This window comes from Phycisphaeraceae bacterium, assembly GCA_015709595.1.
Classification (GTDB): Bacteria; Planctomycetota; Phycisphaerae; order Phycisphaerales; family SM1A02; genus CAADGA01.
This window is the reverse complement of sequence record CP054178.1, coordinates 2,460,830-2,486,135: the sequence shown is the minus strand read 5'-3', so window position 1 is coordinate 2,486,135 and position 25,306 is coordinate 2,460,830. Positions and strand designations below refer to the sequence as shown.

At 67.5% G+C, this 25,306-nt stretch carries 18 protein-coding genes; 4 read left to right on the top strand and 14 right to left on the bottom strand.

Annotated elements, in window-relative coordinates:
• Positions 1-28: 28 nt before the first annotated feature.
• The 10 genes from secD to xseA form a co-directional block, all read right to left on the bottom strand.
• On the bottom strand, positions 29-3,556 hold the full coding sequence (gene secD / locus HRU76_10515; protein ID QOJ17992.1) for a protein translocase subunit SecD: 3,528 nt from the start codon (positions 3,554-3,556) through the stop codon (positions 29-31).
• An 81-nt stretch (positions 3,557-3,637) separates the two neighbouring features.
• Positions 3,638-4,099 (bottom strand): preprotein translocase subunit YajC, encoded by a 462-nt coding sequence (gene yajC, locus HRU76_10510; GenBank protein ID QOJ17991.1) that lies wholly within the window; start codon positions 4,097-4,099, stop codon positions 3,638-3,640.
• Positions 4,100-4,108: 9 nt separating this feature from the next.
• Positions 4,109-5,287, bottom strand: a complete 1,179-nt coding sequence (tgt, locus tag HRU76_10505) for a tRNA guanosine(34) transglycosylase Tgt (GenBank protein ID QOJ17990.1) — start codon at positions 5,285-5,287, stop codon at positions 4,109-4,111.
• Between the two features lie 85 nt (positions 5,288-5,372).
• Positions 5,373-6,458 (bottom strand): rhomboid family intramembrane serine protease, encoded by a 1,086-nt coding sequence (locus HRU76_10500; GenBank protein QOJ17989.1) that lies wholly within the window; start codon positions 6,456-6,458, stop codon positions 5,373-5,375.
• A gap of 18 nt (positions 6,459-6,476) precedes the next feature.
• Complete coding sequence (locus HRU76_10495) at positions 6,477-7,550, bottom strand: site-2 protease family protein (protein ID QOJ17988.1); 1,074 nt, start codon at positions 7,548-7,550, stop codon at positions 6,477-6,479.
• A complete protein-coding gene (locus HRU76_10490; protein QOJ17987.1) occupies positions 7,547-8,110 on the bottom strand; it encodes an NUDIX hydrolase in 564 nt (187 codons plus the stop codon). Before HRU76_10490 ends, HRU76_10495 begins: the two co-directional genes overlap by 4 nt.
• A 97-nt stretch (positions 8,111-8,207) precedes the next feature.
• Positions 8,208-8,852: an OmpA family protein gene (locus HRU76_10485; protein QOJ17986.1), complete on the bottom strand. Its 645-nt coding sequence runs from the start codon at positions 8,850-8,852 to the stop codon at positions 8,208-8,210.
• Between the two features lie 127 nt (positions 8,853-8,979).
• Positions 8,980-10,479 carry an A24 family peptidase gene (locus HRU76_10480; protein ID QOJ17985.1) on the bottom strand — a complete coding sequence of 500 codons (1,500 nt, stop codon included), beginning with the start codon at positions 10,477-10,479 and terminating at the stop codon, positions 8,980-8,982.
• 82 nt (positions 10,480-10,561) lie between these two features.
• Positions 10,562-10,822 carry an exodeoxyribonuclease VII small subunit gene (xseB, locus tag HRU76_10475; GenBank protein QOJ17984.1) on the bottom strand — a complete coding sequence of 87 codons (261 nt, stop codon included), beginning with the start codon at positions 10,820-10,822 and terminating at the stop codon, positions 10,562-10,564.
• Between the two features lie 9 nt (positions 10,823-10,831).
• Positions 10,832-12,358, bottom strand: a complete 1,527-nt coding sequence (xseA, locus tag HRU76_10470; protein QOJ17983.1) for an exodeoxyribonuclease VII large subunit — start codon at positions 12,356-12,358, stop codon at positions 10,832-10,834.
• A gap of 7 nt (positions 12,359-12,365) precedes the next feature.
• Here xseA and recG point away from each other — a divergent pair, with 7 nt between their 5' ends.
• Both recG and polX read left to right on the top strand, forming a co-directional pair.
• Positions 12,366-14,516, top strand: a complete 2,151-nt coding sequence (recG, locus tag HRU76_10465) for an ATP-dependent DNA helicase RecG (protein ID QOJ17982.1) — start codon at positions 12,366-12,368, stop codon at positions 14,514-14,516.
• Positions 14,517-14,606: 90 nt separating this feature from the next.
• Positions 14,607-16,358, top strand: coding sequence for a DNA polymerase/3'-5' exonuclease PolX (polX, locus tag HRU76_10460; protein ID QOJ17981.1), 1,752 nt, complete (start codon positions 14,607-14,609; stop codon positions 16,356-16,358).
• 334 nt (positions 16,359-16,692) lie between these two features.
• Here polX and HRU76_10455 read toward each other — a convergent pair whose 3' ends face one another.
• From HRU76_10455 to HRU76_10440, 4 genes are all read right to left on the bottom strand, one after another.
• Positions 16,693-19,539 carry a hypothetical protein gene (locus HRU76_10455; protein ID QOJ17980.1) on the bottom strand — a complete coding sequence of 949 codons (2,847 nt, stop codon included), beginning with the start codon at positions 19,537-19,539 and terminating at the stop codon, positions 16,693-16,695.
• A 195-nt stretch (positions 19,540-19,734) separates the two neighbouring features.
• Entirely contained in the window at positions 19,735-20,487 is a 753-nt protein-coding gene (locus HRU76_10450; GenBank protein QOJ17979.1) for a hypothetical protein, read from the bottom strand.
• Positions 20,488-20,693: 206 nt separating this feature from the next.
• Positions 20,694-21,791: a tRNA dihydrouridine synthase DusB gene (dusB, locus tag HRU76_10445; GenBank protein QOJ17978.1), complete on the bottom strand. Its 1,098-nt coding sequence runs from the start codon at positions 21,789-21,791 to the stop codon at positions 20,694-20,696.
• Positions 21,792-21,825: 34 nt separating this feature from the next.
• Entirely contained in the window at positions 21,826-22,683 is an 858-nt protein-coding gene (locus tag HRU76_10440) for an FAD:protein FMN transferase (protein ID QOJ17977.1), read from the bottom strand.
• A 61-nt stretch (positions 22,684-22,744) separates the two neighbouring features.
• Here HRU76_10440 and HRU76_10435 point away from each other — a divergent pair, with 61 nt between their 5' ends.
• Positions 22,745-23,656 carry an SUMF1/EgtB/PvdO family nonheme iron enzyme gene (locus HRU76_10435; protein QOJ17976.1) on the top strand — a complete coding sequence of 304 codons (912 nt, stop codon included), beginning with the start codon at positions 22,745-22,747 and terminating at the stop codon, positions 23,654-23,656.
• Positions 23,657-23,951: 295 nt separating this feature from the next.
• Positions 23,952-25,274 carry a Gfo/Idh/MocA family oxidoreductase gene (locus HRU76_10430; protein ID QOJ17975.1) on the top strand — a complete coding sequence of 441 codons (1,323 nt, stop codon included), beginning with the start codon at positions 23,952-23,954 and terminating at the stop codon, positions 25,272-25,274.
• Positions 25,275-25,306 lie beyond the last annotated feature (32 nt).

Here is a 25,306-nt window from a genome sequence, read left to right as displayed (position 1 = left end):
TTCCATGCACCATCCATGGTACACCGGATCACGTGGTTCGGGCCAGTGCTCCGGCCCCGGTCGTGGTCGGCTCCTCCTGCGGCTCTCCCTGACCGCCATTGGACGCCTTGTAGACGATCGGTGCCGCGATGGCGACCGAGCTGTAGGTGCCCACGATCAGGCCGACGATCAGCACGAAGGTGAAGTCGCGGATTCCGGTGCCGCCCTCGGCGAAGAGAATCATCGCCGCGATCAGCGTGGTGCCGCCCGTGAGCACGGTGCGGCTGATGGTCTGGTTGATCGAGGCGTTCACCACTTCGGCGGAGGCGAGCGGGCGCTTGCCGCGGTTCTCGCGGATGCGGTCGAGGATGACGATGGTGTCGTTGAGCGAGTACCCGATGATCGTGAGGAGTCCGGCCACCACGCCGAGGTTGATGTGGAAGTCCTCGATGAGCAGAAGATTGGCGATGGACGATCCGGAGATGTAGTGCGTCAATGCCAGCGCGCCCAGCGCAATGGCGGCATCATGCACCAGAGCCACCACCGCCGCGACGCTGTAGCGAAGCGAGCCGAAGCGGATCCAGATGTAGACGAGGATGCCCATGAGACTCAGCGCCACGGCGGTGACGGCGTTGGCGAAGAGGGTGTCGGCCACCGAACCGGAGAAGGAGCTGACCTGCTCCAGCGAGGCCGGCCTGGCCAGCGCGGCGCCGACCAGTTGCCATTCGCGCGTCGCCAGGAAGCTCTCCCAGCGTTCCGCCGAATCGGCGAACCTGAGCGCCGGATCGGCGACCAGCACGCAGAGCGAGGTGTAGCCATCGCCCGACGGCGCGGGGGTGAGCCCGATCACGTCGAAATCACGCCCCACCGTGTCGCTGAAGTCGCGCTGCTGCCTCATGCGGGCGATGCGATCGCGCACGTCTGAAAGGGCGGCGGGCGGATTGATCTCGTCGATGACGATCGCCACGCCCCCGTCGTAGGCCGCCACGGAGCGGTCGAAGCCGGGGCGCTCGATGACCTGCGACAGGTACCGCGCCCCGCTGATGGGATACGTCGCGCCCACGGGCGGCGTGGGTTCAGCCGCGCCGCGGAAGTCGTGCGACGAGGTCTGGCCCAGCTCCGCGGCGAACGCGCTCACGATGGCGTCCACGATCTTCTGCGTGTCCGTCACGTTTTCGGCGTCCACCGCGATCTTGATCTGGAAGCTGTCGGAACGGGCGCCCTGCTGACCCGCGCCGGCGGTGAGCACCACCGCCCGCCGGAAGGCCTGCAGGATCGGCTCCTCCTGGGCGCGCGGACCATCGGCGATGGCCTGCACGCGCTCCTGCACTTCCCGACGGTCGAGCAGAATGCGCGGCGACTGCGGATCGCCGGGATCGGACGGCCTGGTCTGCATGGTGGCCGAGATGCCGCCGCGGAACTCGGTGTCGTAGATTTCCTGGCCTCGGTAGCCCACCATCACGACGCTGGCGACCACCAGTACGAAGCTCATCGGGATGAAGATGCGCCGCAGCCCGACCCAGTTGATGTTCGGCTCCAGCGCCCGGTGAATGGCCGGCACGGCGGTGGGCAGCATCTCCAGTTTGTTGATGCGGAGCTTGTCGGCGTAGATGATGTAGATCGTCCGCGTGACGAACAGGGCGGTGAACAGCGTGGAGGCGATGCCGATGCCCAGCGTCAGCGCGAAGCCCTTGATCTCGGTGCTCGCCGTCTGATAGAGCGCGAAGGCGACGATCAGGTTCGTCAGGTTGCCGTCGATGATCGTGCTCAGCGCCTTGGAGTATCCGAGCTTGACGATGGAGCGCAGATCCTTCTCGCCCGCGAAGATCTCCTCGCGCATGCGCTCGTAGATGAGCACGTTGGCGTCCACCGCCATGCCGATGGTGAGCACCACGCCAGCGATGCCCGGCAGCGTGAACGACGCCTGCTGCATCGCCATCACGCCGAAGATGATGAGTGCGTTGCACAGCAGAGCGAAATTGGCGATGGCCCCGGCGAAGAAGTAGTAGACCATCATGAACGCGCAGGTCGCCAGAATCGACCACAGGCACGCCCACAGTCCGCGCTCCAGGTTGTCGCGCCCGATCGACGGTCCCAGCACGTTCTGCGCGATGGGGTCGGGCAGCAGACGCGCCTGCAGCGATCCCGACGCCAGCACGCGGATCAGGTAGTTGATCTCGGCGGCGGAGAAGTTGCCCTCGATGATGCCGTTGCCGCCGATGCGCGAGTTGATGTTGGGCGCGGAGAAGACCTCGTCATCCAGCACGATCGCCATGGGCCGGTTGACGTTGGAGCCGGTCAACTGGCCCATCTGAATGCCGCCCGCGCTGTCGAGACGGAACCCGACGGCCGGCCGCCCCAGCGAATCCTGGGTGGGGAAGGCCGCCTGCAGCGACCACGGGGCTCCCGCCTGATCATGCACCAGTTTCTTGCCCGGCGCATCGTAGATCAGCAGATAGATGCGGCCTCGGTATTCCGCGGCGATCAGGCCGCGCCCCGCGAAATATCCCACCGGGTCGCGCGTCAGCGCCGCCAGCTGCTCATCGGTCTTGTACCACTGCTTGACGTCGTTGATCGCCATCCAGCGGACGATGTCCGAGGCGCGGAAGGTCGGTCCGTGCTCCGCCAGCGCCTCGCGCATCTGGTCGACGTTGAACCCTTCGTTCTGCCCCGCGGTGGCGGCGATGCGGAACTCCAGCACGCCCGCGCCGCGCACCATGCGCTTGAGGTCCTCGATGTCGTCGAAGCCGCGGCGCAGTCCGGCGTAGGTGTCGTACTTCTCAACCACCGCCGCCAGTTCATTCTTCAGGTGCGGGAATCGCTCCTGCAGCGACTCCAGCTCGAGCTGGCGGAGACTCTTGTCCTTGATGCGCTGCTTGTTCTCATCGAGCAGCACGCGACCCGTCTCGGGATCCTTGCGATCGCGCGGCTCGTTGGAGAGCTGCACCAGGCGGAGCAGGTCCGGCTCGCGCAGACTGTACCGCAGCGCTTCGGTCAGCAGCGCGTCGTAGACCACCTCCGCCTCGGCCAGCTCCGCCTCGGCGCGAGCCAGCGCGGCTTCGTCCCGCGGGTCGGCGCCGCGGGCGGCTTCGTACGCGGCGCGAGCGGCGCGCTGCCGGTCGTAGGCCTTCTGCAGCGAGTCCATCCGCGCCCAGTGCGTGGTGCCCTCCGGCCCGCCGAAAACCTTGACGGCCTCGCCCGCCTGAAGGCGCGACTCCAGTTCGTTGGGGTCGATGCGGGCGCTGCGCAGAACGGAATCGATGGCGTCCCGATAGGCCTGCTGCGCCGCCTTGACCCGCTCATCCGGCAGCGGGATGGAAATCTCGATCCGGTCGGTCCCCTGGCGCGTCACGCTCAGGTCAATGGCCCCGGTGGGATTGAGACGGTTCTTGAGCACGTCGACGACCTGCGGCATCACCTGCTCGGGGTCATCGGTGTCCTCCAGCTTCACCTGATAGATGACGCTCAGGCCGCCGGCGAGGTCACGACCCCACCGGATCCCGTTGCTGACCAGCTGCCAGGCGCAGATGGCCAGCACCACCAGGATGATGAGGATTCTCCATTGCAAGTTGTGCATCGTGCATCCACCCTCAGGTCATGCGAACGTCGATGGCCGCAACGTCCGGCCGCTCGTTCGCGCCGCCAGCCATGCGGCCTGTTACTTCTTCGCTCCCGCGTCGGCGGGCTCCGGGGCCTTGTCCGGAGAATCCCGCAGCACCTGCTGAATGGCTGACTTGGCGAAGGTCATGCGCGTGTTGGACGACTCATCCACCTTCAGCACCACGGTGTTCGACTTCACTTCCACCACCGAGCCGATGATGCCGCCGATCGTCTGCACCTGGTCGTGCTTCTTGATGCTCGAGAGCAGGGCCTCCCGCTTCTTCTTCTCCTTCTTCTGACTCGAGAACGACCAGAAGATGAAGATGAGAATGAGCACCATGAAGATGGGCAACAAACTGGAGAACGGATCATTGGGGCGCGGCGGCGCGGCGCCCCCGGTCCCGCCATTCGCGCCGGTGGTCGCGTTTCCGCCACCGCCGCCCAGGTTCGGGGGCGGAGGTGCGCCTTCGCCCTGCGACAGGGTCAGCGTGAGCGAAGGAATCGAATCAAGGTTCCACATGGGTGTGACTCAACGCGAACGGGCTGGACCGGCCTCCGCCGACCCGGCGACCGGGTCCGACAGCACCGGCCAGTCCCGCTCCAGGGAAGACCAGCCATTCTCCCGGACAGCCCGCCGAACGTCCAGCATCAGCCGTTGGAAGTGGCGGATGTTATGCACGCTCAGCAGAATCGGCCCCAGCATCTCCCCGACGGTGAACAGATGCCGCAGGTAGGCGCGGCTGAACCCCCCGGAACAGGTCGAACAATCGCAAGCGGGGTCCACTGGCCCATCGTCCTCTGAAAACCGGGCGTTCCGCAGGTTGATGCGGCCCGCCCGCGTGAACGCGGTGCCATTGCGCCCGTTCCTCGTCGGAAGGACGCAGTCGAACATGTCCACTCCCGCCCGAACCGCCATGACAAGATCCCGCTCATACCCCACCCCCATCAGGTATCGGGGCTTGTTCTGCGGCAGAAAGGGGGCGGTGAACTCGACGACCCGGGCGATCGCCGCCGTTCCCTCCCCCACCGCCACTCCACCGACGGCGTAGCCGGGCAGGTCGATCCCGCACACCTGACTCGCCGACCGTTGGCGCAGATCCGGATGGACGCCCCCCTGGACAATGCCGAACAGGGCCTGTTCATCCGGGCGTTGATGGGTTCTGACGCATCGCTCCAGCCACCGGATGGTGCGCTCACAGGCCGCCTGAACACGGGCGCGATCCTCCGCAGTCGCGCCTCCTTCCGCCGCGGGCGGGCAATCGTCGAACGCCATGATGATGTCCGCCCCGAGGTCGTTCTGCACCTCCATGGACCGCTCGGGACTGAGGTGAACCGGCGAACCATCGACCACCGACCGGAACGTGACGCCATCCTCCGTGATCCGGCTGATATCCGACATTGAAAAGGCCTGATACCCCCCCGAGTCGGTCAGGATCGGCCCGTCCCACCGCATAAACCGGTGGCACCCCCCGCGACGTCGGATCAGTTCCGGCCCCGGGCGCAGCATGAGGTGGTAGGCGTTGTTCAGGATGATCTGGCTGCCCGTGCCCCGCACCTGTTCGGGCGTCAGCCCCTTTACCGACGCCCGTGTGCCCACGGGCATGAAGGCCGGCGTGTCAAACGACCCGTGCGGCGTCGTCACCCGCCCCATGCGGGCGCGCGACAGGGGGCATCGGTGCAGAATCTCGAATGACAAGGGGCCGGACATCGGGCGGGATGGTAGAACCCTGCTCCCCCCTCGCCCCCGGCGAACGTCAGGATGTGAGGGTCGAGCATTCCGCCGACTCACCCCATCATCCCCTGCGCCTGGCGTCCTCCTCCAGCACGGCGCGCTCCTCCGGCGTCAGCCCCTCGATCCCGACGTGACGGATCTTGGCGAGGACGCGCCGCACTTCCTGTTCGTGGCTGCGGCGCTGGCGGCGTGCGTCTCCATCTCCCTTCCGATAGTGATGCGAGGTGGGGTCGACGCGACCCAGAATGTCGAAGAACCCGTGCAGATGATGGGGACGACGGATGAAGTAGAACCCGGCGATGGCCCCGCCCAGGTGCCCCGCCTCGCCGCCGGCGTTGTACCCGCCGAAGATCACCTTCACCGCCGCCAGCGCCGTGAGCGTGTAGGCGAACAGGTCGAGCCGGATGGGCAGGAAGAAGTAGTAGATGATGTCTCGCGGCGCGATGAACGCGCCGGCCATCATCACGCCGAACACCCCCGCCGACGCCCCGACCAGCGGCGTCTTGGGATCGTGGAAAAGCAGCCCCGGCAGCCACGATTCCACGCCCGCCATCAGTGCGAGGTTCCCCAGCAGATTGAGCGTCAGGTACATCAGCGCGCCGAAGATGCCCGCCAGCAGGTAGAACGCCACGTAGCGCTTGCGGCCCAGGTATTCCTCCACGATCGGTCCGAAGATGAACAGCCCCAGCATGTTGAGAGCCAGGTGCATGAAGTCGAAGTGCAGAAACTGGAAGCCGATGAAGCGCCAGTACTCGATGCCGAGGAAGCCGCTGGTGGTGGAGAAGTGCATGACCCGCGTCAGCCAGTGCATGCGGGTGACCATGGCGTAGCCGACCTCCATGCCGGTGCGCCGATCCACCACCGGCACGGGGATGATGTGCAGGTTGGGGGGGGGCTTCACGCCCTCCATGTCGAAGTCGAGGTCGCGCACGTCGCTGATCGGCGCTCCGCGCGCGATGTACGGCCCGCCCACCATCACCCACTCCGCCGGCAGCGCGCGATCCACGAAGAACACCGCCGCGCAGATCACGATGAGCCACGTGGTGGCGGACACCATGCTCAGGGCGCGAAAGCCCATCGGGGGTGCATTGGCCCCACCCAGACGTGGAACCGCACTGAACTGGTCCGGCTGTCGCCTGTCACGCATGAAGAGCGGCTCCTGCCGTCAAGTCCCCCCGTCGCGGCGCTGCTTCTCCGTATGACGACGGAGCCACTTCTGTTCGGACGAACTGAGCGACGCCATGCCTTTTTCGCGGATCTTGTCCAGGAGTCGGTCGAGTTCCCGGGCGTCGTGCTCCTGCTGCTGGCGCTCGCGCTGGGCCTTGCGAAGTTGACGCTTGCTTGGTCCCCGCCGGACCTCCGGCTCGGCCCCGTATCCACCCCCGTAACCGGGCCCCAGCAGGGCATCGGTGTACTGGAGCTGGCGATATGTCTGATAACAGGTGAAGCCCCCGAAGAAAGCCAGCCCGACCAGCACCCACTGGGACGTCGCAGCCCCGTACAACCCCAGTGCGATCGCCCCGAAGTAGCCCACGCGCACCGAGTAGAGCATCGACCGCCCGTACCCCAGCCGCGGCCAGAGCAACGCCTGCACGATTCGCCCGCCATCCAACGGAAACATCGGCAGCAGGTTGAACAGCAGCAGCATCATGTTGACGCGGGCGAGGATGTAAAGCGCGAAGACGATGTCGCTCACTTCGCTCAGCGCCGCCGGCGCCTGTCCAAATGGGAGTGGGATCGCCGCTCCCCACCACGCGCCGGAGATGATCCCGAGCGGGACGCCCAGCACGGGAATCAGCATCACGTTCACCAGCGGTCCGCCCAGCACCGTCCACAGGTGCGCCTTCCAGTGACCGGGCGGGTGGCAGAACGCCAGGCCGCCCAGGGGCCACATGAGGATCTCATCCGCCTCGCCCCGCACCCTTCGGCAGGCGATGCAGTGGCCGAACTCATGCAGAAGCACGATGAAAAACAGCCCTCCCACCCACACGCTGGTGAAGAACAGGTCGAGTGAGAGTGAGACGCCCCGTGTCGGGCTGCCCACCGATTCGAGCAGTTGAAAGGCGATGAACAGCACCAGAATGATGTGAACGCGGACCGAAATGCCCCACACGCGAGCAAGCGGCAACGACCACGAGGCCGGATTATCGAACGAGGGGCGCATGCCCGACCAGTCGCCCCCGGGTCGTCCGCCGGGCGAGCCGCCCTCCCGGTTGTAGTCGCGCTCGTACCAGCTCATCGCGCTGTTCCGACGTGGGATGCCGCGCAGGACGGCGTCGCGGCGAAACCAAACCACAGGGCCAGCGCAGCGATCGTCTTGCCGTCACGGATCGCTCCGTCGCGGATCATGGGCCACACCTCCACCGAGGGCACGGTTTCGACCGTGATCTCCTCGCCCGGCTCCAACCGCTGACCCACGTGCGTCAGACCGGTGGCGAGAAAGGCGTGCATGCGCTCATCCGAGAAACCCGGCGTGGTGAAGAACTGGCCGAGCGGAACGATCGCGGCGGCGCGATAGCCGGTCTCCTCCTCCAGTTCGCGCCCCGCGGCCTCCTTCGGGTCTTCGCCACGCTCCAGTTTCCCGGCAGGCAGTTCAAGCAGCGGCGCATCCACGGCCACGCGGTAGTTGCGCACGAAGACGATGCCGCCGTCATCAAGCACCGGCAGGATCGTCACCGCGCCGGGGTGACGGACGATGTCGCGCACGAACGCGCGGCCGCCGGGCGGCGCGTACTCCCGCCGCTCGACCCGAAACACGGGGCCTTCGTGGGTGATGCGCGAGGTGAAGGGTGCGGTCATTGAGCCATGATACGGCAGCGCAGGCAGTGGCGCGGACGTCTCGCCTGCCCACTGCAACTTGAACACAGGCGGGACGCCTGTGCCGCTGGTCACCGACCTACTCGTTCTGCAGCACCGCGATCTCCACGCGACGGCTCGCCTGCTTGGTGCCCATGGGGCGATTGGGGCCGAAACTGGCGATGTGCATGCGGTTCACCTCCACGCCGCGCTGACGGAGATACTCCATCACCGCGTACGCCCGCTCGGCGCCGAGATGGAAGTTGCTCTTCCAGCCGCTCCTCTGGATCGGATCGGTGTCGGTGTGTCCGGTGATGCGGATGCCGTTGCCCGGATACTGCGAGTTGAGCACCGAGGCCACCTGCGAAAGGGACCGCTGCGATGACTGCTTGAGCGCGGCCTGGCCGGAGTCAAAGAGCACATCACTCTCGATGATGAGGGTGATCTCACCGTCGCCGTAAACGCTCTGCACGTTCTCGATGCCCTCGAAGCCGGTGGTGCGTCCCACGTCGGCGGCGCGGGCGTTGGCATCCTCGAGCTGGCGCCGAAGGTCGGCGAGCTGCATGGCCAGCGTCCGTCGATCTGCTTCAGCGGAGGCCAGCGCGTTGTTGCGCTGCTCCAGCTGGGCGCGCAGATTGGTCGCCTCCTCGCGGAGGAGGGCCGAATCATCCTTCTTGCTGCCGCATCCACCCGCCGTCATCGTGAGCGCGACCAAGGCCGCGCCAGCCATCCATGTGCATCGCATGGAGCATCCTTTCAGTGCGAAACCGTCCGTGCAGGCGTCCCTCCGTGGTGACGCCCTGATGCAATTGAAGCCATCCGCCGGCGTGTGTCCAGCGGTGAACGAGGTGTGGACAACCTGTCGGCAGCGATCATCCCACGATGTTCCGCCACGCCTGCTCGATCTGGGGCCAGAGCCGCGTGTTGATCTCCGGTCGCAGCAGGAACACGACCGCCGCCCCGATCGCCAGATGCGGGCCGAAGGGGGCTTCGCGCCGCACGCCCCGGATGAAGGTCTGAAGCAGGGCGGCGATGATCGCCCACGCCAGCCCGATGAACGCCGCCGCGAACATGGCGAGCGCGGCGTCGCGCCAGCCCAGCACCGCGCCCACGGCCGCCAGCAGATGCACGTCACCCATGCCCATCGCCTCGCGACCGAATCCGAGCGTGCCGAGAATCCGGATGCCCCACACCACGCCGCCGCCCACGAGGTAGCCCGCGAACGCCCCGCCCATCGCCTGCATGATGAACGGCGTCGCGCCGCCCACGCGCACGCCGATGGCCCATCCGATGAGCAGGCCCAGCAGGCACGGGAGCAGGAAGAGAACCTCCCACTTCATCTCGCGACGCGCGTGCGGATAGTCGTCGGCCAGTACGCCCTCCCCGGAAGGCGCCACGCCAACGTCCACGCCGCCCTTGCGCAGTGAACGGACGACCAGCGCCGCGATCATCACGCCGACCGAAACGGCGCCGGCGCCCTTCAACCCGACCACGCCCACCGAGAGCAACCCCGCCAGCACGGGCAGCCCGAAGAGCAGTTCGAACGACGAAACCTCCGCGGTGGAAACCCCCGACTCGGGCGCGTCGTCGTCCGCCCCGGAAGTAGTCCGGGCGCCCGATCCGCCAGCGACGAACTGGTCGTAATCCGAAAAACTGCGCGGCAGCGTGCCCCGGCGCAGCAGCCGCCACGCGATGACGATACCGATCATCCCGCCGAAGCACGCCCACGTGCCGCCAGGCCCCAGCAGCGGCATCGGCCACGCCTGCCAGGTGCGGGGCATGGTGGAGCCCGACTGCTGAATGATCGCCTGCACCAGCACCGCGACAAAGCCCGTGAGCGTGGCCGCCATCGGCAGTTCGATCTGAATGGTGAACGTGCGGGCGTCGATCATGGTCATGCCGACGAGCGACGCCGCCAGCACCAGCACCGCGATGAACAGCGGAACGGTCTTCACACCATTCCAGTACCACCAGGGTCCCGCGACCTGGCTCCACCATGCCGTCGCCGGCGGAACGACATAGAACAGCCAGGCGAGCGCGAGAAACAGCAGCGCCATCATCAGTTCGACGATCATGTACTGCGCGCTGATGGGCGCGCGGCACTTGCGGCACTTGCCCCGCAGCCAGAGCCAGCCGAGGATGGGAAAGTTCTCGCGCCACGTCAGCCGCCACCCGCAGCGCGGACACCGGCTGGGCGGCGTGATGATGCTCACCCCCGCGGGCAGCCGGTACACCACCACGTTGAGGAAACTGCCCACGCACGCGCCGAAGCAGAAGGCGAACACCAGCCCCGGCACCTTGTACACCCACAGTGGAAGGGTCGGCGACTGAGCCAGGATGGCGACGATCGAGAGCGCGCTGTCCGTCATCATGTGGTTGCTCGACGCTCCGCCCGCACTCGCTCGACCGGTCGCCCGGCCGCATCCACCCCACGCTGACCCGTTACACCGCCCCTCACGATTCGTCCGAACCACCCTCCGACTTCTCGATCACCCGGATCTCCTGCTCGGCCCTGTCCAGCAGTTCACGGCAGCGACGAATCAGCGCCGTGCCGCGACGATAGGCCGCAATGCTCTCCTCCAGCCCGATCGACCCCTCATCGTGACGGCGGATGATCGCCTCCAGCGCCTCGACCGCCTGTTCATAGGTCATCGACGCGGGGTCGGGCTCGGCCTCGACGGGCGGGACGGACGGATTGGATCGCCTGGACGCCATGCGACGAATCTACTCGGAAGAGGCAAACAGGTCCAACTGATCCGCCCCCCCACTTGGCCCTCCATTCAGGCCTCCAGATGCTCCTGAACCAGCCCGCCGGGGCTTGCGGACCATCCGGTCACCCACCACCGAGCGCACCACGCCGTCCGCCAGGTGGGTGAGCATCGGATCACCGGCGTTGACGTCGCTGATCGAGCGGATCAGCCCGCCGTCCGGATGCGTGGTGTATGAGAAGCCCCGCCTCAGTACGCCGTGAACCTCGAAGGCGCGGAGCGTCTGCTCACGCCCGTCAAGCACTCTGCGGGCCAGGGCCAGCCGATGCGCGATTGCAGCGCGCAGACGATTGCTCGCCACGCTCAGCCGTTCCCGCTGGCGGGCGCTCACGTCGGCGGGGCGAAGTTGAAACAGTCGTCGCGAGAGCCGGTCCAGATCAAGCCGATGCTGAGCGAGCAGGTGGCGCTGAGCGAGCGAAAGACCCTCCTGACGGTGCTCCAGCCGCTCGGCCAGTCGCTCGATGACGGCCCGCGGACCTCGCAGCAGGTCGGTGCGTGAGAGCAGGGCCAGCCGCTCCCGCTCGCGTTCCAGCCGCCGCGCGAGCAGGGATGCCTGCCGGTGCTCCAGGTGGTCGATCTGCCGCGCCAGTTCCGTCGCCGCGGGAACCAGCCGCATCACCGCCTGCGTGGGGGTGGCGGCCCGAAGGTCGGCGACCAGTTCGGCGATGGTCACGTCCGACTCATGTCCGATGGCGGCCACGACCGGCAGCACGCTCTCGACGATCGCATCCGCCACCACGCGCTCGTTGAACGCCCAGAGATCCTCGATCGACCCGCCCCCCCGCGTGACCAGGATCGCCTCGACGCCCAGCGTCACGCGCTCGCGGTTGATGCGGCGGATGGTGCGAGCCACGTCTTCCGCCGCCCCCTCTCCCTGCACGCGCGCATCGAAGACGAGCAGACCCACCCCTTTCCACCGCTGGGCGGCGGTGGCGATGACGTCCTGCAGCGCGGCCCCCTTGATCGACGTCACCACGGCGATCCGACCGGGATACGCCGGCACCTGGCGCTTGCGTGCGTCATCGAAGTAACCAAGCGCCCGAAGCTCCTCGCACAGGGCCTTGAAGCGGGCTTCGAGCGCCCCCTCTCCCACCGGCTTCAGATCCGTCACGTAGAACTGCGTGCGCCCCTGCGGCGCATAGTGGCCCACCTGTCCCGTGGCGACGACTTCCTGCCCGTCGCGCGGCGTGAACGAAAGCCGCCTGGCCGTTGAAGCCCATGCCACGCACGAGAGGACGGACTTGTCATCCTTGAGCGAAAAGTACCAGTGATTGCGCGTGGAGAGGTTGCTGATCTCGCCGATCACGCGCAGGGGCGACGGGAGACGCTCCTCCAACGTGCGCGTGATGAGGTCGCTCACCTGCGAGACGGTGAGGGGGCGCGGCTCCCCGCCGTGCGCCGCTGCCGCCCGTTCCCGCCGCGCGGGGGGCGGGTCGGGCTCCGGTCCGGCGAACATGGATGGGTCCAGCCGTTTGCGGGCCATGCGGCGCATGATACGGTACGCATCGCCACCGGAGCATCGCGTGACCGCCTCGACGCCCCCCATCACGCTCACCACCAACGTCGCTTCGCTGCGCGGTGTGGGACCGCAGCGCGCCGCGGCGCTGCGCCGCATGGGCATCCGCTGCGTCGCCGACCTGCTCCTCCACCTGCCCCACCGCTACGAGCGCGAACTGGGCGAGCGATCGGTGGATGAGGCGTCGGAGGCGGTGACGCCCGTTCACGGCGCTGGCGCCACGCTTACCGTGCGCGGCGAGATTCTCACGCTCCGCCAGGTGCAGGGGCGGCGTACCCGCACCGAGGCGACGCTGTTCGACGGCACCGGCACGCTGCTTCTCACCTGGTTCAACGCCCCGTGGCTGCGCGGCAAACTGCACCCCGGCATGACCATCCGCGCCTGGGGCAAGGCCAAGCGCCGGGGCGACTACCTGCAACTCGTCAACCCCAGGTGGGAGCCGATCAGGATCGAGGAGGAGGTCAAGCCCCGCACCGACCGGCTGCGACCCATCTACCCCGCCAGCGAGGAGATGTCGTCCAGTGTTCTCGAAGATCTGGTGCAGCAGGTGCTCGAGCCCGCGCTGGCGAACCTGCCCGACCACCTGCACCCCGAATATCGCGATCAGGCCGCCCTGCCCGAACTGGCTGCGGCCTACCGCATGGTGCATGCGCCCGCGAATGAGGACGAGGTGGCCTTCGGCCGCAGGCGGCTGGCCTTCGATGAACTTCTCATGCTGCAACTGGGCGTGATGCTCAAGCGCGCGCACCGCCGTCGGGCGTATCGAGCCCCGTCTCTCAAGCGCACGCCGCAGATCGACCAGCGCATCCGCAGGAGATTTCCCTTTCCGCTCACCGAAAGCCAGAACGCCGTCATCGAGGAGATCGTCGCCGACGTGGGCCGCGAAGGCCCGATGAACCGGCTCTTGCAGGGCGACGTGGGCTCGGGCAAGACGGTCGTGGCGCTCTACGCCATGCTGCTGGCGGTGGCGGCGGGCCACCAGGCGGCGCTCATGGCCCCGACCGAGGTGCTCGCCGAGCAGCACGACGCCACCATCCGCGCCATGCTGGCGGGCTCGCGCGTGCGGATGGAGTTGCTCACCGGCGCGCTGCCCGCCGCGGCGAGGCGAAGCATCCAGCAGCGCCTCCGCGAGGGCGAACTCGACCTCGTCATCGGCACCCACTCGCTGCTGGCCGAGAAGGTGAAGTTCAAATCGCTGGCCCTGGCCGTCGTCGATGAACAGCACCGCTTCGGCGTAGAGCAGCGGGCGGTGCTGCGCGTCAAGTCCACCGAGCCGGACCTCGTCGCCCACACGCTGGTCATGACCGCCACGCCGATTCCGCGCACGCTGTCGCTCACGGTGTTCGGCGACCTGGATGTCTCCACCATCCGCGGCCTCCCGCCGGGCCGCGCGCCCATCGCCACGCGCGTGGTTTCGCCCGAGCGGTGCGACGAGGTCTACGCCTACCTCGCCAGACGAATCGCCCAGGGTGAGCAGGCGTACATCGTGGTGCCTGTCATCGACGAAACCGAGAGCGGACTGACCGCCGTGGACACACACCTGAAGCGGCTCGCGGAAGGCCACTTCCGCGGCCGCCGCCTCGCCGCCATGCATGGCCGTCTGAAGAAGGACGAGCGCGACGAGGTGATGCGCCGCTTCCGCGAGGGCGACATTGATGTGCTTGTCGCCACCACGGTCATCGAGGTCGGCGTGGACGTGCCCAACGCCTCGATCATGGTCATTGAGCAGGCCGACCGCTTCGGGCTGGCCCAGCTCCACCAACTGCGCGGCCGGGTGGGTCGCGGCAGCAAGCATTCGATCTGCGTGCTCATCGGCGATCCGGTCACGGACGAGGGCAAGCAACGCCTTGAAGCCATCGCCGCCAGCAATGACGGGTTCGCCATTGCCGAGAAAGACCTCGAAATCCGCGGCCCCGGCGAACTGTTCGGCACCAGGCAGTCAGGTCTGCCCCCCTTCCGCGTGGCGCAGCTGCCCAGGGATCTGCCGCTGCTTCAGATGGCCCGGCGCGATGCGAGCGCGTGGATCGAAGCCGACCCCGAACTCGCGTCGCCTCGCGATGCGCTGCTGCGCAAGCGCCTGCTCAAGGCCTACGGCCAGGCGCTGGGGCTGGGTGACGTCGCGTAGCGCCCTGAACCCTCTCCCTATGGGAGAGGGGCTTACGGAAGGAGAAGGACTTCACAGAGAGTCGCCGAACTTCGCATCTACCATCACCCCATGTCCACCAACGCGGAACTCGAGCGCATCTTCGACGAGATGGCCAAGGTGCTGGAGCTCACCGGGGCCAATCCCTTCCGCGTCAACGCCCACGCGCGTGTGGCGCGACTCATGGGCGACCTCACCTACGACATCGCCACGCTCGCCGATGACCCCAGGAAACTCACCGCCATCGACGGCATCGGCGACGGCACCGCCAGGAAGATCATCGAGTTCGTCAAGACCGGCAAGGTCGCCGAGCACGATGAACTCGTCGAGAAGGTGCCGCGCGGCCTCTTCCAGGTGATGGAAATCCCCGGGCTCGGGCCCAAGACCGTCAAACTGCTGTGGGAGCAGGCGGGCGTCACCGATCTTGAATCACTCAAGAAGGCCCTCGATTCCGGCGTCGTCGAGAAACTCCCCCGCATGGGGGCCAAGACCGTCCAGAACATCCGCGACTCGCTCGCCTTCGCCGCCAAGGCCGGCGAGCGAATCCGCCTCGGCGTCGCCCTGCCCATCGCCGAAGCCATCGTCGAGCGCCTGCGCGCCGTTCCGGGGGTCACGCACATTCAGTACGCCGGATCGCTCCGGCGCGGCAGGGAGACCATCGGCGACATCGACATCCTCGCCAGCACCACGGACGAGAACGCGCTCTTCGCCGCCTTCACCGCCATGCCCGGCATCGAAAAAGTCCTCGTCGCCGGGGGCACCAAGGCCTCCGTGCGGCTCGAGCGCGGCGTGCAGGTCGATCTCCGCATCCTGCCCGAGGACTCCTTCGGCGCCGCCCTCATGTACTTCACCGGCTCCAAGGAGCACAACATCGTCCTGCGCGAACGCGCCATCAAAATGGGCTACCGCCTCAACGAGTACGGCCTCTTCCCCGACGATGGCGACGCCGCTCCCCACAAGCGCGGCGTGACCCCCGTCGCGTCGAGAACCGAGCAGGAAATCTACCGCAAACTCCAACTCCACTGGGTGCCGCCGGAACTGCGCGAAGACCGCGGCGAACTGGACGCCGCCTTCCAGGACAAGCCCCCCACGCTCATCGAACTGCCCGACATCAGGGCCGAACTCCACGCCCACACCACCGCCTCGGATGGCCGCCTCACCATCGACGAACTCGCCGCCGAGGCCAGACGGCGCGGCTTCCACACCATCGCCGTCACCGACCACTCCAAGTCCAGCATCCAGGCCAACGGTCTGAACGAGGACCGCCTGCGCGCTCACATCGAGGCCATCCGCGAAGCCCAGTCCCGCATCAAGGGCATCACGATTCTCGCCGGGGCGGAGGTGGACATTCTCTCCGACGGACGGCTCGACTACGCGGATGACATCCTCGCCCTGCTCGACATCGTCGTCGCCTCGCCCCACGTCGCCCTCAAGCAGGAGCCCGGCAAGGCCACCGCCCGCCTGCTGGCGGCGATCAAACACCCGCTGGTCCACATCCTCGGCCACCCCACCGGCCGCCTGATCGGCAAGCGCGATGGGCTCCACCCGGATGTGAACGCCCTCGCCGCCGCGGCGGCCGAGCATGACACCGCGCTGGAACTCAACGCCAACTCCCTGCGGCTGGACCTGCGCGACACCCACATCAAGGCCGCAGTGGACGGCGGCGCACTCATCGCCATCGACACCGACGCCCACTGCGCCGAACACTTCGATGAACTGCGCTACGGTATCCTCACCGCCCGCCGCGGCTGGCTGACCCCCCCACGATGCATCAACACATGGCCGGCGAAGAAACTGCACGCGTGGCTGAAGAAGAAGCGGTGAGCGAGAGGATTCACCGCGGAGGCGTGAAGAGCGCGGAGAGAAGCGGGCGGAGTCCAGCGTCGCATCGCCCCGCATGTCGCAGATCCATGAGCCGTACGCCAGCGTGCCACGGCTCTGTGAGCCGTGCGATCCCCAAGCCACCGCATCGTCATCCGCGCGACCACGGCCGACACAGCCGTGGCACATCAGCATGAGGGGTCTCTGAACAACCCTCCCTCCCTCCGGGAGAGGGCTGGAGTGAGCGTCTTCTTGGATCGGAATCGCCACGCATGAGGGGCGTGATCGATCCAAGACGTGGTGGCTCGGGGGTTCCACGACTCGGTCCGTCCGTCTCTCAGGTCTTCTCACGATGCACGGTGGCCCAGACCTCGCGCTTGGCGTCCAGGTCGCGGAACTGCTTTCGGCCCATGACGAGGTCGGCCATGATCGTTGCGATCTCGCGCGGCCGCATGGTGAACCGCACCTGCGACCACTTCAGCGGCGTGCCGACGCCCTGTCCGCCCGCGGGCCGCTCGATCCCGCGCGCCCACTCCGGCGGCTCGGTCGAGTTGGGCGTCAGCCAGCAGGTGTCCGGGGTGGCGCGCCACCCATCGGCGCGCCCTTCGATGACCTCCCCCATCAGGTTGGTCTTGGCCGCCATCGCGATTTCGCCGGGGAACTTGAGGATGACCTCGGCCAGCTCGCCATCCCATTCGACGAGTCGGACGACGAAGGGGTGTGTGCAGGCGCCCCTGGACTCCCGCATCATGCGATGACCGGCCCAGCGCGGCAGGTGCTCGCCGTCCTTTTCGCTCACGCGGAAGAAGGCATGGGCGATGACATTGGGGGCGTTGGAGAGGTCGAAGGGGGCGAAGGCGGGAGGAAGATCGGGTCCGGCGCCACCCACACGGGGTCGAACAACTTCCGGACAGGCAAATGACTCGGCCGCCAGTCGCTTTCGCTGACTGTTGGTGAGGCGGCCGTGCGGGATCAGCCAGAACTCCGCCTCGAAGTGCGTGTCGTGGTGATGCTCGTCCCACGGGTCGAAGGCCGTGAGGACGAAGGCGATCCCCTGCTCGGTTCGCAGACACTGCTGTGATCCGTCGTGAACGCACAGCACACCGCGACCGGACGAGGCGATGTCGTCCTGAAGGCAATCGACGAACGACATCGCCGTGAAAGGGCGCTCGATGGACTCAAACCACTGCGGCGAGGTCATCCAGTCGCCTGAGGGGTACTTTCGCCGAGTGACGCCGTTCGGATGAACCGAATGCACCGCGAAAGGCGAGTCGGCGACCAGCGACAGCGCGTCCGGCTCCGGCAGCCGAAGGTGAAGTTGAAGCGCCGCGTTGAGCCCCGGATCGGGTCGAGACCATTCCGCGGGCGATGACTTGATGCGCACGTGGAGGCCGCTGACCACCGGATCAAAGCGATGGGAGAGCCAGAGGCGCGAGCCGGACGGCGTTTCGAGGATGACGGCGACGCCGTCCTTCGCGCGACCCGAGCCCCCTTCGCAGAGATGCGGTCGAAACACGACGGGCTCTCCATTCTGCCGCATGGACAGCGACATCGCGGGTTGCCCCCCGCCGAAGGCGCCCAGCGGAGCGTGCTCCTCATGCCAGAGCTGCGCGAGCATGCCGGTCGACTTGTCGATGGATGCTCGCAAGCCATCGCCTCGATGCACCTCGAAATGCGCTCCCTGATCGTGAACAGTGGCACGCTCCAGTTCCTTCAGCGACGGGTCGCGTGGATCAACGCGCGTCCAGCCGCGCGCCGGCACTTCCGGCGCGACCGCGAGGCGATCTTCACCGATGGACACCAGCCCGCGCGCCGGCCAGGGCGAGGTGTTGAAGAGCACGCATTCATGGTCACCACGGACAATCCGACCAGCCAGCAATTGCGTGGTGCGCTGCCATACCGCCTGGGCGAGCGCGTCGGCTCGCTCGAACCCGTCGGACCCGATGTCGCCGCACAGTCCTTCGCACTCGTGGTTGTCGTGGTGCTGCGCGGCGAGCAGTTCGCGCCACGCTTCATCGAGTTCCCAACCGGGGTACACATCCCATCGCGGATAAGGACGGCCGCAGAGACCGGCCAGCGAAGCCGCCTGCTGCGCCGTCAGAATCGTTCCTTCAGCTCGATGGCTGGCGCGCGGGTGCCGATCGCCGTTCTTCCCCAGCGTCATGCCGTGCCACACGTCATCCATCGTGTACGCGCGAACGGGAAGCCCCTCTTCGCTGTCCGGGTGTGGCAGAGGGGTTTGGGGTGAGTGGGTGGGAGCGACGCGCGAGTCGCCCTCACCCCCGGCCCCTCTCCCAAGGGGAGAAGGGAGCAGAGAGCCCTCACGCCCGGCCAAGCCGGGGGCGAACGCGCGGCGCAGCGCCGCCACCACCTCGCTCATCGTGCCCGGCACGATCTCGTACTCCGGGTGGGCCAGCAGTTCCTTCAACTTCGGCAGCAGCAGTTCGCTGCGGCACATCCAGTCCTTGCTCGGCATCAACTCCAGCCACTGCACGATGGCGGGCAGAGGCAGGTCGCGCAGGAGCGAAGAGCCCTCACCCCCGGCCCGTTCCTCCCTCGATGCCTCGATGCCTTGATCCCTCGATCCCTCGCCCCCCAGCAACTCAAAATCCTCCGGCCACTGGTGCAAATTCAGCCCGTTGCGCGGCAGCGTGGGAATGCGCGTGCCATCAATGCCCTCCCACAGGATCAGCGCGTGCGGCTCGCGCGGCACCTCGGGCGTGTGCCACGTCCACTGGAAGTACAGGTTGGCGCACTCGAAGCCGCACCCACGCAGAATCTGCGGCAACTGGGGGAAGAAGTAGAACTCCTCCTCCCAGAACGCCCGCGGCCGCACGCCCAGCAGACGCAGCACGCTGCGCACGCCGAACGTGAACTGGCGGATGTTCGACTCGCCGCCGTGAAACAGCCCGTACGGCTGCCCGTACGAACACCCCACCGGCTCGATGAGGCCCTGCTGCACCGCCTCGCGCAGTTCGGCGAGCGCCTCGGGGCACTCCGCCGCCATCTTCTCGTAGCCGACGCCGTCGAAGTTGATGTTGCCCTTCACCCCCGCCTCGCGGCACAGATGCAGCATGTCGCGCACCGACCCCGGCAGCACGCCGTAGCCCCACAGCCACTGCATGTCCACCCAGTGCATGTGGTTGCCGAAGGTGAAGAGTACTTTCTTGCGATCACTCGCCATGCGGGGGCGATTCTACCCGCACCCGAAACGGGGATTCACCGCAGAGTCGCAGGGGACGCAGAGGCAAGAACAACGGATGCTCGTGAATCGGCGCCCTGGGGAACCGCACCGCACACCGCGCCAAGTCAGGAAACCCTGCTGTGACTTCTCTGCGAACCCGGCGACTTAGCGGCGAACCCGATCCTCAAACCCGTCTCACTCATCCACCGGCTTCGTGGACGTCACCGCGGCGGCGAAGGTCTTGAACTGCTCGGCGCTCAGCAGGCCCCTGGTCTTCTCCAGCATCGCATCGCGCGCCTGGCGAATCTCCTCGTTGGCGAAGACCCGGTTCTCACGCGGCATGGCCCGCGCGGCGATGGTGCGGATATGCCACGCCTGCACCGCTTCGATCGACCCATCCAGCGCCGCGGGCGGCAACTCGAAGGACACGAGCAGCGCCACCAATCCATCCACCCTGCCGTCCATCGCGGCCAGCGGGGGGAAGATCAGCCGCGCCTTGTCCCGGTCCACGATCTTCACCAGTTCCTCCGCCAGCTTTTTGCGCTCCCGCTCGGCGGCCAGGTTGATCGACCGCTGCAGGTCGCTGCGGTCGAACAGCCCGGCCCCGCTGCCGCCGCCCTCGCGGATCTCGCGCAGTCGTTGTTCGGTCATCTCCAGCCAGTCCTGACGGAGGTGCGCCGCCGTTTCCGCCAGTCGCTTGCGCGAGGCGACGCTCAGGTTGATGATCTTCTCCGCCTCCTCGCCCGTCACGCCATGCCGCGCGACGACCGCGCGCGCCTGATGCGTCCACGAGGTCACCTGCTTGTCGGTATAGGCGGGCTTCTCCGCGACCTTCTCCACTGGTGGGGGTGGCGGGGGAGTCTGGGCCAGCACCGGCGCGGCCGCTCCCAGCAGCAGTGTCGCCAGCATCGGCATCCACGGTCGATTCACGCGGGTGGGCTGTGCCATCGGTTGCTCCACGAAGAAAGACGCGGCCGAACTGCGGTTGTTCCCGATGATAGGTCGGCGGCGTCGGCCTCCCAGTCGCCAGGCGCTGATGAGCCGCGCCTCCCCGCCGAATCGAGCCGCGACCGTGAGGGAGCGGTTTGATTTGCGTGCGCCGCAACCGCTCCCTCACGGTCGCGGCTCACTTTGCCTCCTTGGCCGATCGAGCTTCACACCAGCGCCCCGGCCACCGCTCCCTCACGGTCGCGGCTCGCATGGGAGAGTCCGACCTGTCCGACCACCTCACCCGTCACCGCGTCATTCTCGTTTTCACTGCCAACCGCAGCCGCCTCCCACCCATCCAGCACTTCGAAGATGCGCGTCGCGCTGCTCGCCGTCCGAATCGCTTCCTTCAGCGGCTTCACGTGGCCCATCGTCTTGCCGTACCAGCTGATGCGGCTGTTGAGCGTGCGCACCGCCCGCATTTCGCCCTCGTGCTCCACCATCAACTCCAGATGACGGCGGATGATCCCTACCTTCTCGATCTGCGATGGTTCGGGAGACGCGACGCCCGTGCGCAGCAGATCCCACGCCCGCCGAAACAGCCAGGGCGTGCGGATCGCCCCGCGCGCGATCATCACGCCCGCGCAGCCCGTCGCCCGCATCATGTGGGGCACGTGCTCCGGCTCGGTGATGTCGCCATTGCCGATGACGGGGATCGAGCGGACCGCCGCCACCACCTGAGCGATGCCGTCGAGGCGGGCGCGGCCCTTGAACATCTGCTCCGTCGTCCGGCCATGCACGGTGATGGCCGCGATGCCCACCTCCTCCAGTTGCCTCGCCAGCAACGGGGCGACGATGCGCGAATCATCCCACCCCAGCCGCACCTTGGCCGTCACCGGCACGCGTCCGCCGGAGTGCTGCTCCACCGCGCGGACGATCCGCTCCGCCAGCCGGGTGGTGGAATCCGGATCGCAGAGCAGCAGCGAGCCGCCGTTCTTCTTGGCGACCTTGTCCACCGGGCAGCCCATGTTGATATCGACGATGACCGCCCCGTGATCGACAGCCCACCGCGCCGCCTCGGGCAGCGGGTCGCGGTCATTGCCGTAGAGCTGCATCGCCAGCGGTCGATCGTCGGCACAGGTCTTGGCCAGCCGCATGGCGTTGGGGTGCCCGCGCAGGATGGAGTGGCAGTTGAGCAGGTCGGTGCACGCCAGTCCCACGCCGCCCAGCGCCCGACAGAGCAGCCGAAACGCCAGATCGGTATGCCCCGCGATGGGCGCAAGGAGAATGGGGGTTTCGAGCTGGACGGGGCCGATGCGGAGCATGGTGGGGAATCGTAGATGCCGCCCGGTTCAGGCGTCAGTCCAGGATGATCACGCGCACGTCCGGTCCGACGCCCAGGCGGCTGAGCAGCGAGTTCACTTCGACGCCGCCGAGCACGCTGATGGTGGAGGCGAGGGCGTCCGAGGTCATGCCGTCGCGGGCGATGACGACGACGTGCGCCATGTTCCGCACGCCCCACCCGGTGCGCGGATCGATGATGTGGGAGTAGCGCTGACCTTCCCATTCCAGGTACTGCACCGAGTCGCCCGAGGTGGAGACGACGACGTTGGAAAGGACGAGTCGTTCGCTCCGGGATGAACCATCACGTGCGGGCAGGAGCATGGTCCATCCATCTGTTCCCGGCGGCGGATCGCCGAACGCCACGTCGCCGCCCAGCTCCACCAGGCACGACTGGCAGTCGCGCAGGATGAGTTCGTGCCGCGCTTCGGCAACGGCGTATCCCTTGCCGATGCCGCCCAGATCGAGCTTCATGCCGGGCGTGTCGAGCCGGGCCGTGCGGGTAGAGGGATCGAGGGTCAGCCGTCGCCAGTCGACCAGGGCGCGGGCGGCCTCCACCTGCTCGCTCGTCGGCGGGCGTCCGCGGCCACGGGCCTCGCGCCATAGGCGCGACAGCGGGCCGATCGTCACGTCGAACGCCCCGTCGCTGGCCTGAGCGAACTCCTGGGCGCGGTGCAGCACGGCAAAAAGATCACCGGAGATGGGAATAGCGCCTTGCCCGGCGCGGTCGCAGAGGACGTTGAGCTCGCTGTCGACCTGGTAGTCGCTGAGAATGCGGTTGAGTTCGCCCAGCCGGTCGTAGGCGGCGACGGCGGCACGCTCGGCGACCTCGCCGTCCGCGTGCCAGATGACGATTCGGGCTTCGACCCCCATCACGAGGCGACTAAACTCGTGTCTCGCCGGCGGGGCGGCACAGGACGCACACACGAGGAGCGGCATGAGCAGCACAAGCCGTCGAAGCCGGAGGATCGTGAAACTCGCATCCATCGTCGCCATGGTAGCGGCGCTCACGGGATGCGCCGTCTCCCCGCATGGCGTCAGCCCGGGCGCTGTCGAACCACCCAGCATCGAATCATTCAAGCAGAAGATCGCCGGCGCGGCATACGAGCTGGAAATGATCGCCATTCCCGCCGGAACACTGCCGGGCGCCGAAGCCGAGATCGGCCCCTTCTGGATGGCGAAGACCGAGATCGTGTGGGACTTGTACGACGTGTTCGTGTACGAACTGGACAGGAAGTCGGGCGACACGACGCCCGAGGTGGACGCCATCGCCCGCCCCAGCCGCCCCTACGTGCCGCCTGACCGCGGCTACGGGCACGAGGGCTACCCCGTCATCAGCGTCACGCACCACGCCGCCGAGCAGTTCTGCAAGTGGCTGAGCGCCAAGACGGGCCGCACCTTCCGGCTGCCCACCGAGCAGGAATGGGAGTACGCCTGCCGCGCGGGCTCGACCGCCGCCTATTCCTTCGGCGATGACCCGGCGGCGCTGGGAGACTACGCCTGGTTCGAGGACAACGCCGACTGGAAGACCCAGCCGGTCGGAAAGAAGAAGCCCAACGCGTGGGGGCTGCACGACATGCACGGCAACGTGTCGGAGTGGTGCAACGGCGCCGACGGCAAGCCCATCACGCGCGGCGGCAACCACCTCGACGCGCCCCCAGCGCTGCGGTGCGACGCGCGTCTGGCGCAGGACAGCTCGTGGAACTCCAGCGACCCGCAGATTCCCAAGAGCAGGTGGTGGCTGGCGGATTGTCCGTTCGTCGGCTTCCGCGTCGTGTGCGTGCCGGAGAAGTCCGGTGACGCGAACAGTCCACCAATGAACATGGATGGAAAGGATGGGAAGAAGTGAGGGTGAGTCAGGCGACTTCCCCAGCACTCCATCGAATATTCATCGCAGAGCCGCAGAGGGCGCGGAGAAGACACCGCAGGCGCTCAAATCCTCTGCGCTCTCTGCGGCTCTGCGGTGATTCCGGGTTTGGGGGTCGCTTCGAGTGACTTGCAGCGTTTCACGTGCGTCGCAACGCCGGACTGATTCTTTGCTCTGTTCACCCGCCTCAACTGACCATCCGTGTCCATCCGTGTTCATCCGTGGTTCCGGCCCGCATCGTGTTCATCCGTGGTTCCATCCCGCATCAGGATCGATCATGAAGAAGCCCGCCCCCATCACCCGTCGTGATTTCGTGAAGTCGTCCGCCACGGCCGCGGTGGGCGCTTCGTTCGTCCTGCCCGCCTTCGCGCGATCGGTGCATGTGTCGCACACCGACACGCTGCGCGTGGGCCTGGTGGGATGCGGCGGGCGCGGCACGGGCGCGGCCCAGCAGGCGCTCAACGCCGACCCGAACGCGATCCTCACCGCCGCGGGCGACGTCTTCATGGACCGCGTGGAAGGCGCGATGAGCGGGCTTCGCTCCAGCGAGCGGCTCGCCGAACGCATCAGGGTGCAGCGGGCCGACTGCTTCGAGGGCATCGACAACTACAAGCAGGTCATCGACTCCGGCGTGGACGTGGTGCTGCTGGCCACGCCCCCGGTGTTCCGACCCATGCACCTGCGGTACGCGGTGGAGCGGGGCGTTCACGTCTTCTGCGAGAAGCCCGTGGCGGTGGATGCGCCGGGCATCCGCAGCGTGCTCGAGAGCGCCCGTATCGCCAGGGAGAAGAACCTCGCCCTCGTCTCCGGCTTCTGCTGGCGCTACCACCAGCCGCAGCGCGAGATGTACCGCCGCATCCACGACGGCGCCATCGGCGACGTGCGATCGGTGCAGACCACCTACAACACCGGCCCGCTCGGCGACGTGCCGCGCCAGCCCGGCTGGAGCGACCTGGAGTGGCAACTGCGCAACTGGAAGGCCTTCAACTGGGTCAGCGGCGACCACATCGTCGAGCAGGCCGTCCACGCCATCGACTGGATCAACTGGGCCTTCAACGGACGCATGCCCGCGCGCGCCTTCGCCGTGGGCGGGCGGCAGTGCCGCTCGGGCGAATGGACGGGCAACATGTACGACCACTTCTCGGTGATCTACGAGTACGAAGGCGGCGCCCGCGCCTACCACATGTGCCGCCAGATCGCCAACTGCAGCAACGACAACACGGCCCACCTGCTGGGCACGAAGGGCACGTGCTCCACCAACCCCTGGTCGCCCGCGTGCGTCATCGAGGGCGAAAACCCCTGGCGTTACGAGCGCCCGCGCGACGAACGCGGCCGCCCCATCAACCCGCCCGACATGTACCAGCAGGAGCACAACGAACTCTTCGCCTCGATCCGCTCGGGCGAGCCGATCAACGACGGGCAGTGGATGACCGACTCCACCATGCTGGCCATCCTCGGACGCGAGGCGGCGTACACCGGACAGACCATCACGTGGGAGCAGATGATGGCTTCCACCCGGTCGTACACGCCGACGGACTGGACCACGCCGGAGCGCCCCTTCCCGCCCGTGCCGATGCCGGGACAGACGCGGTTCGAGTGACAGACCCAGTGGCACAGGCGTCCCGCCTGCGG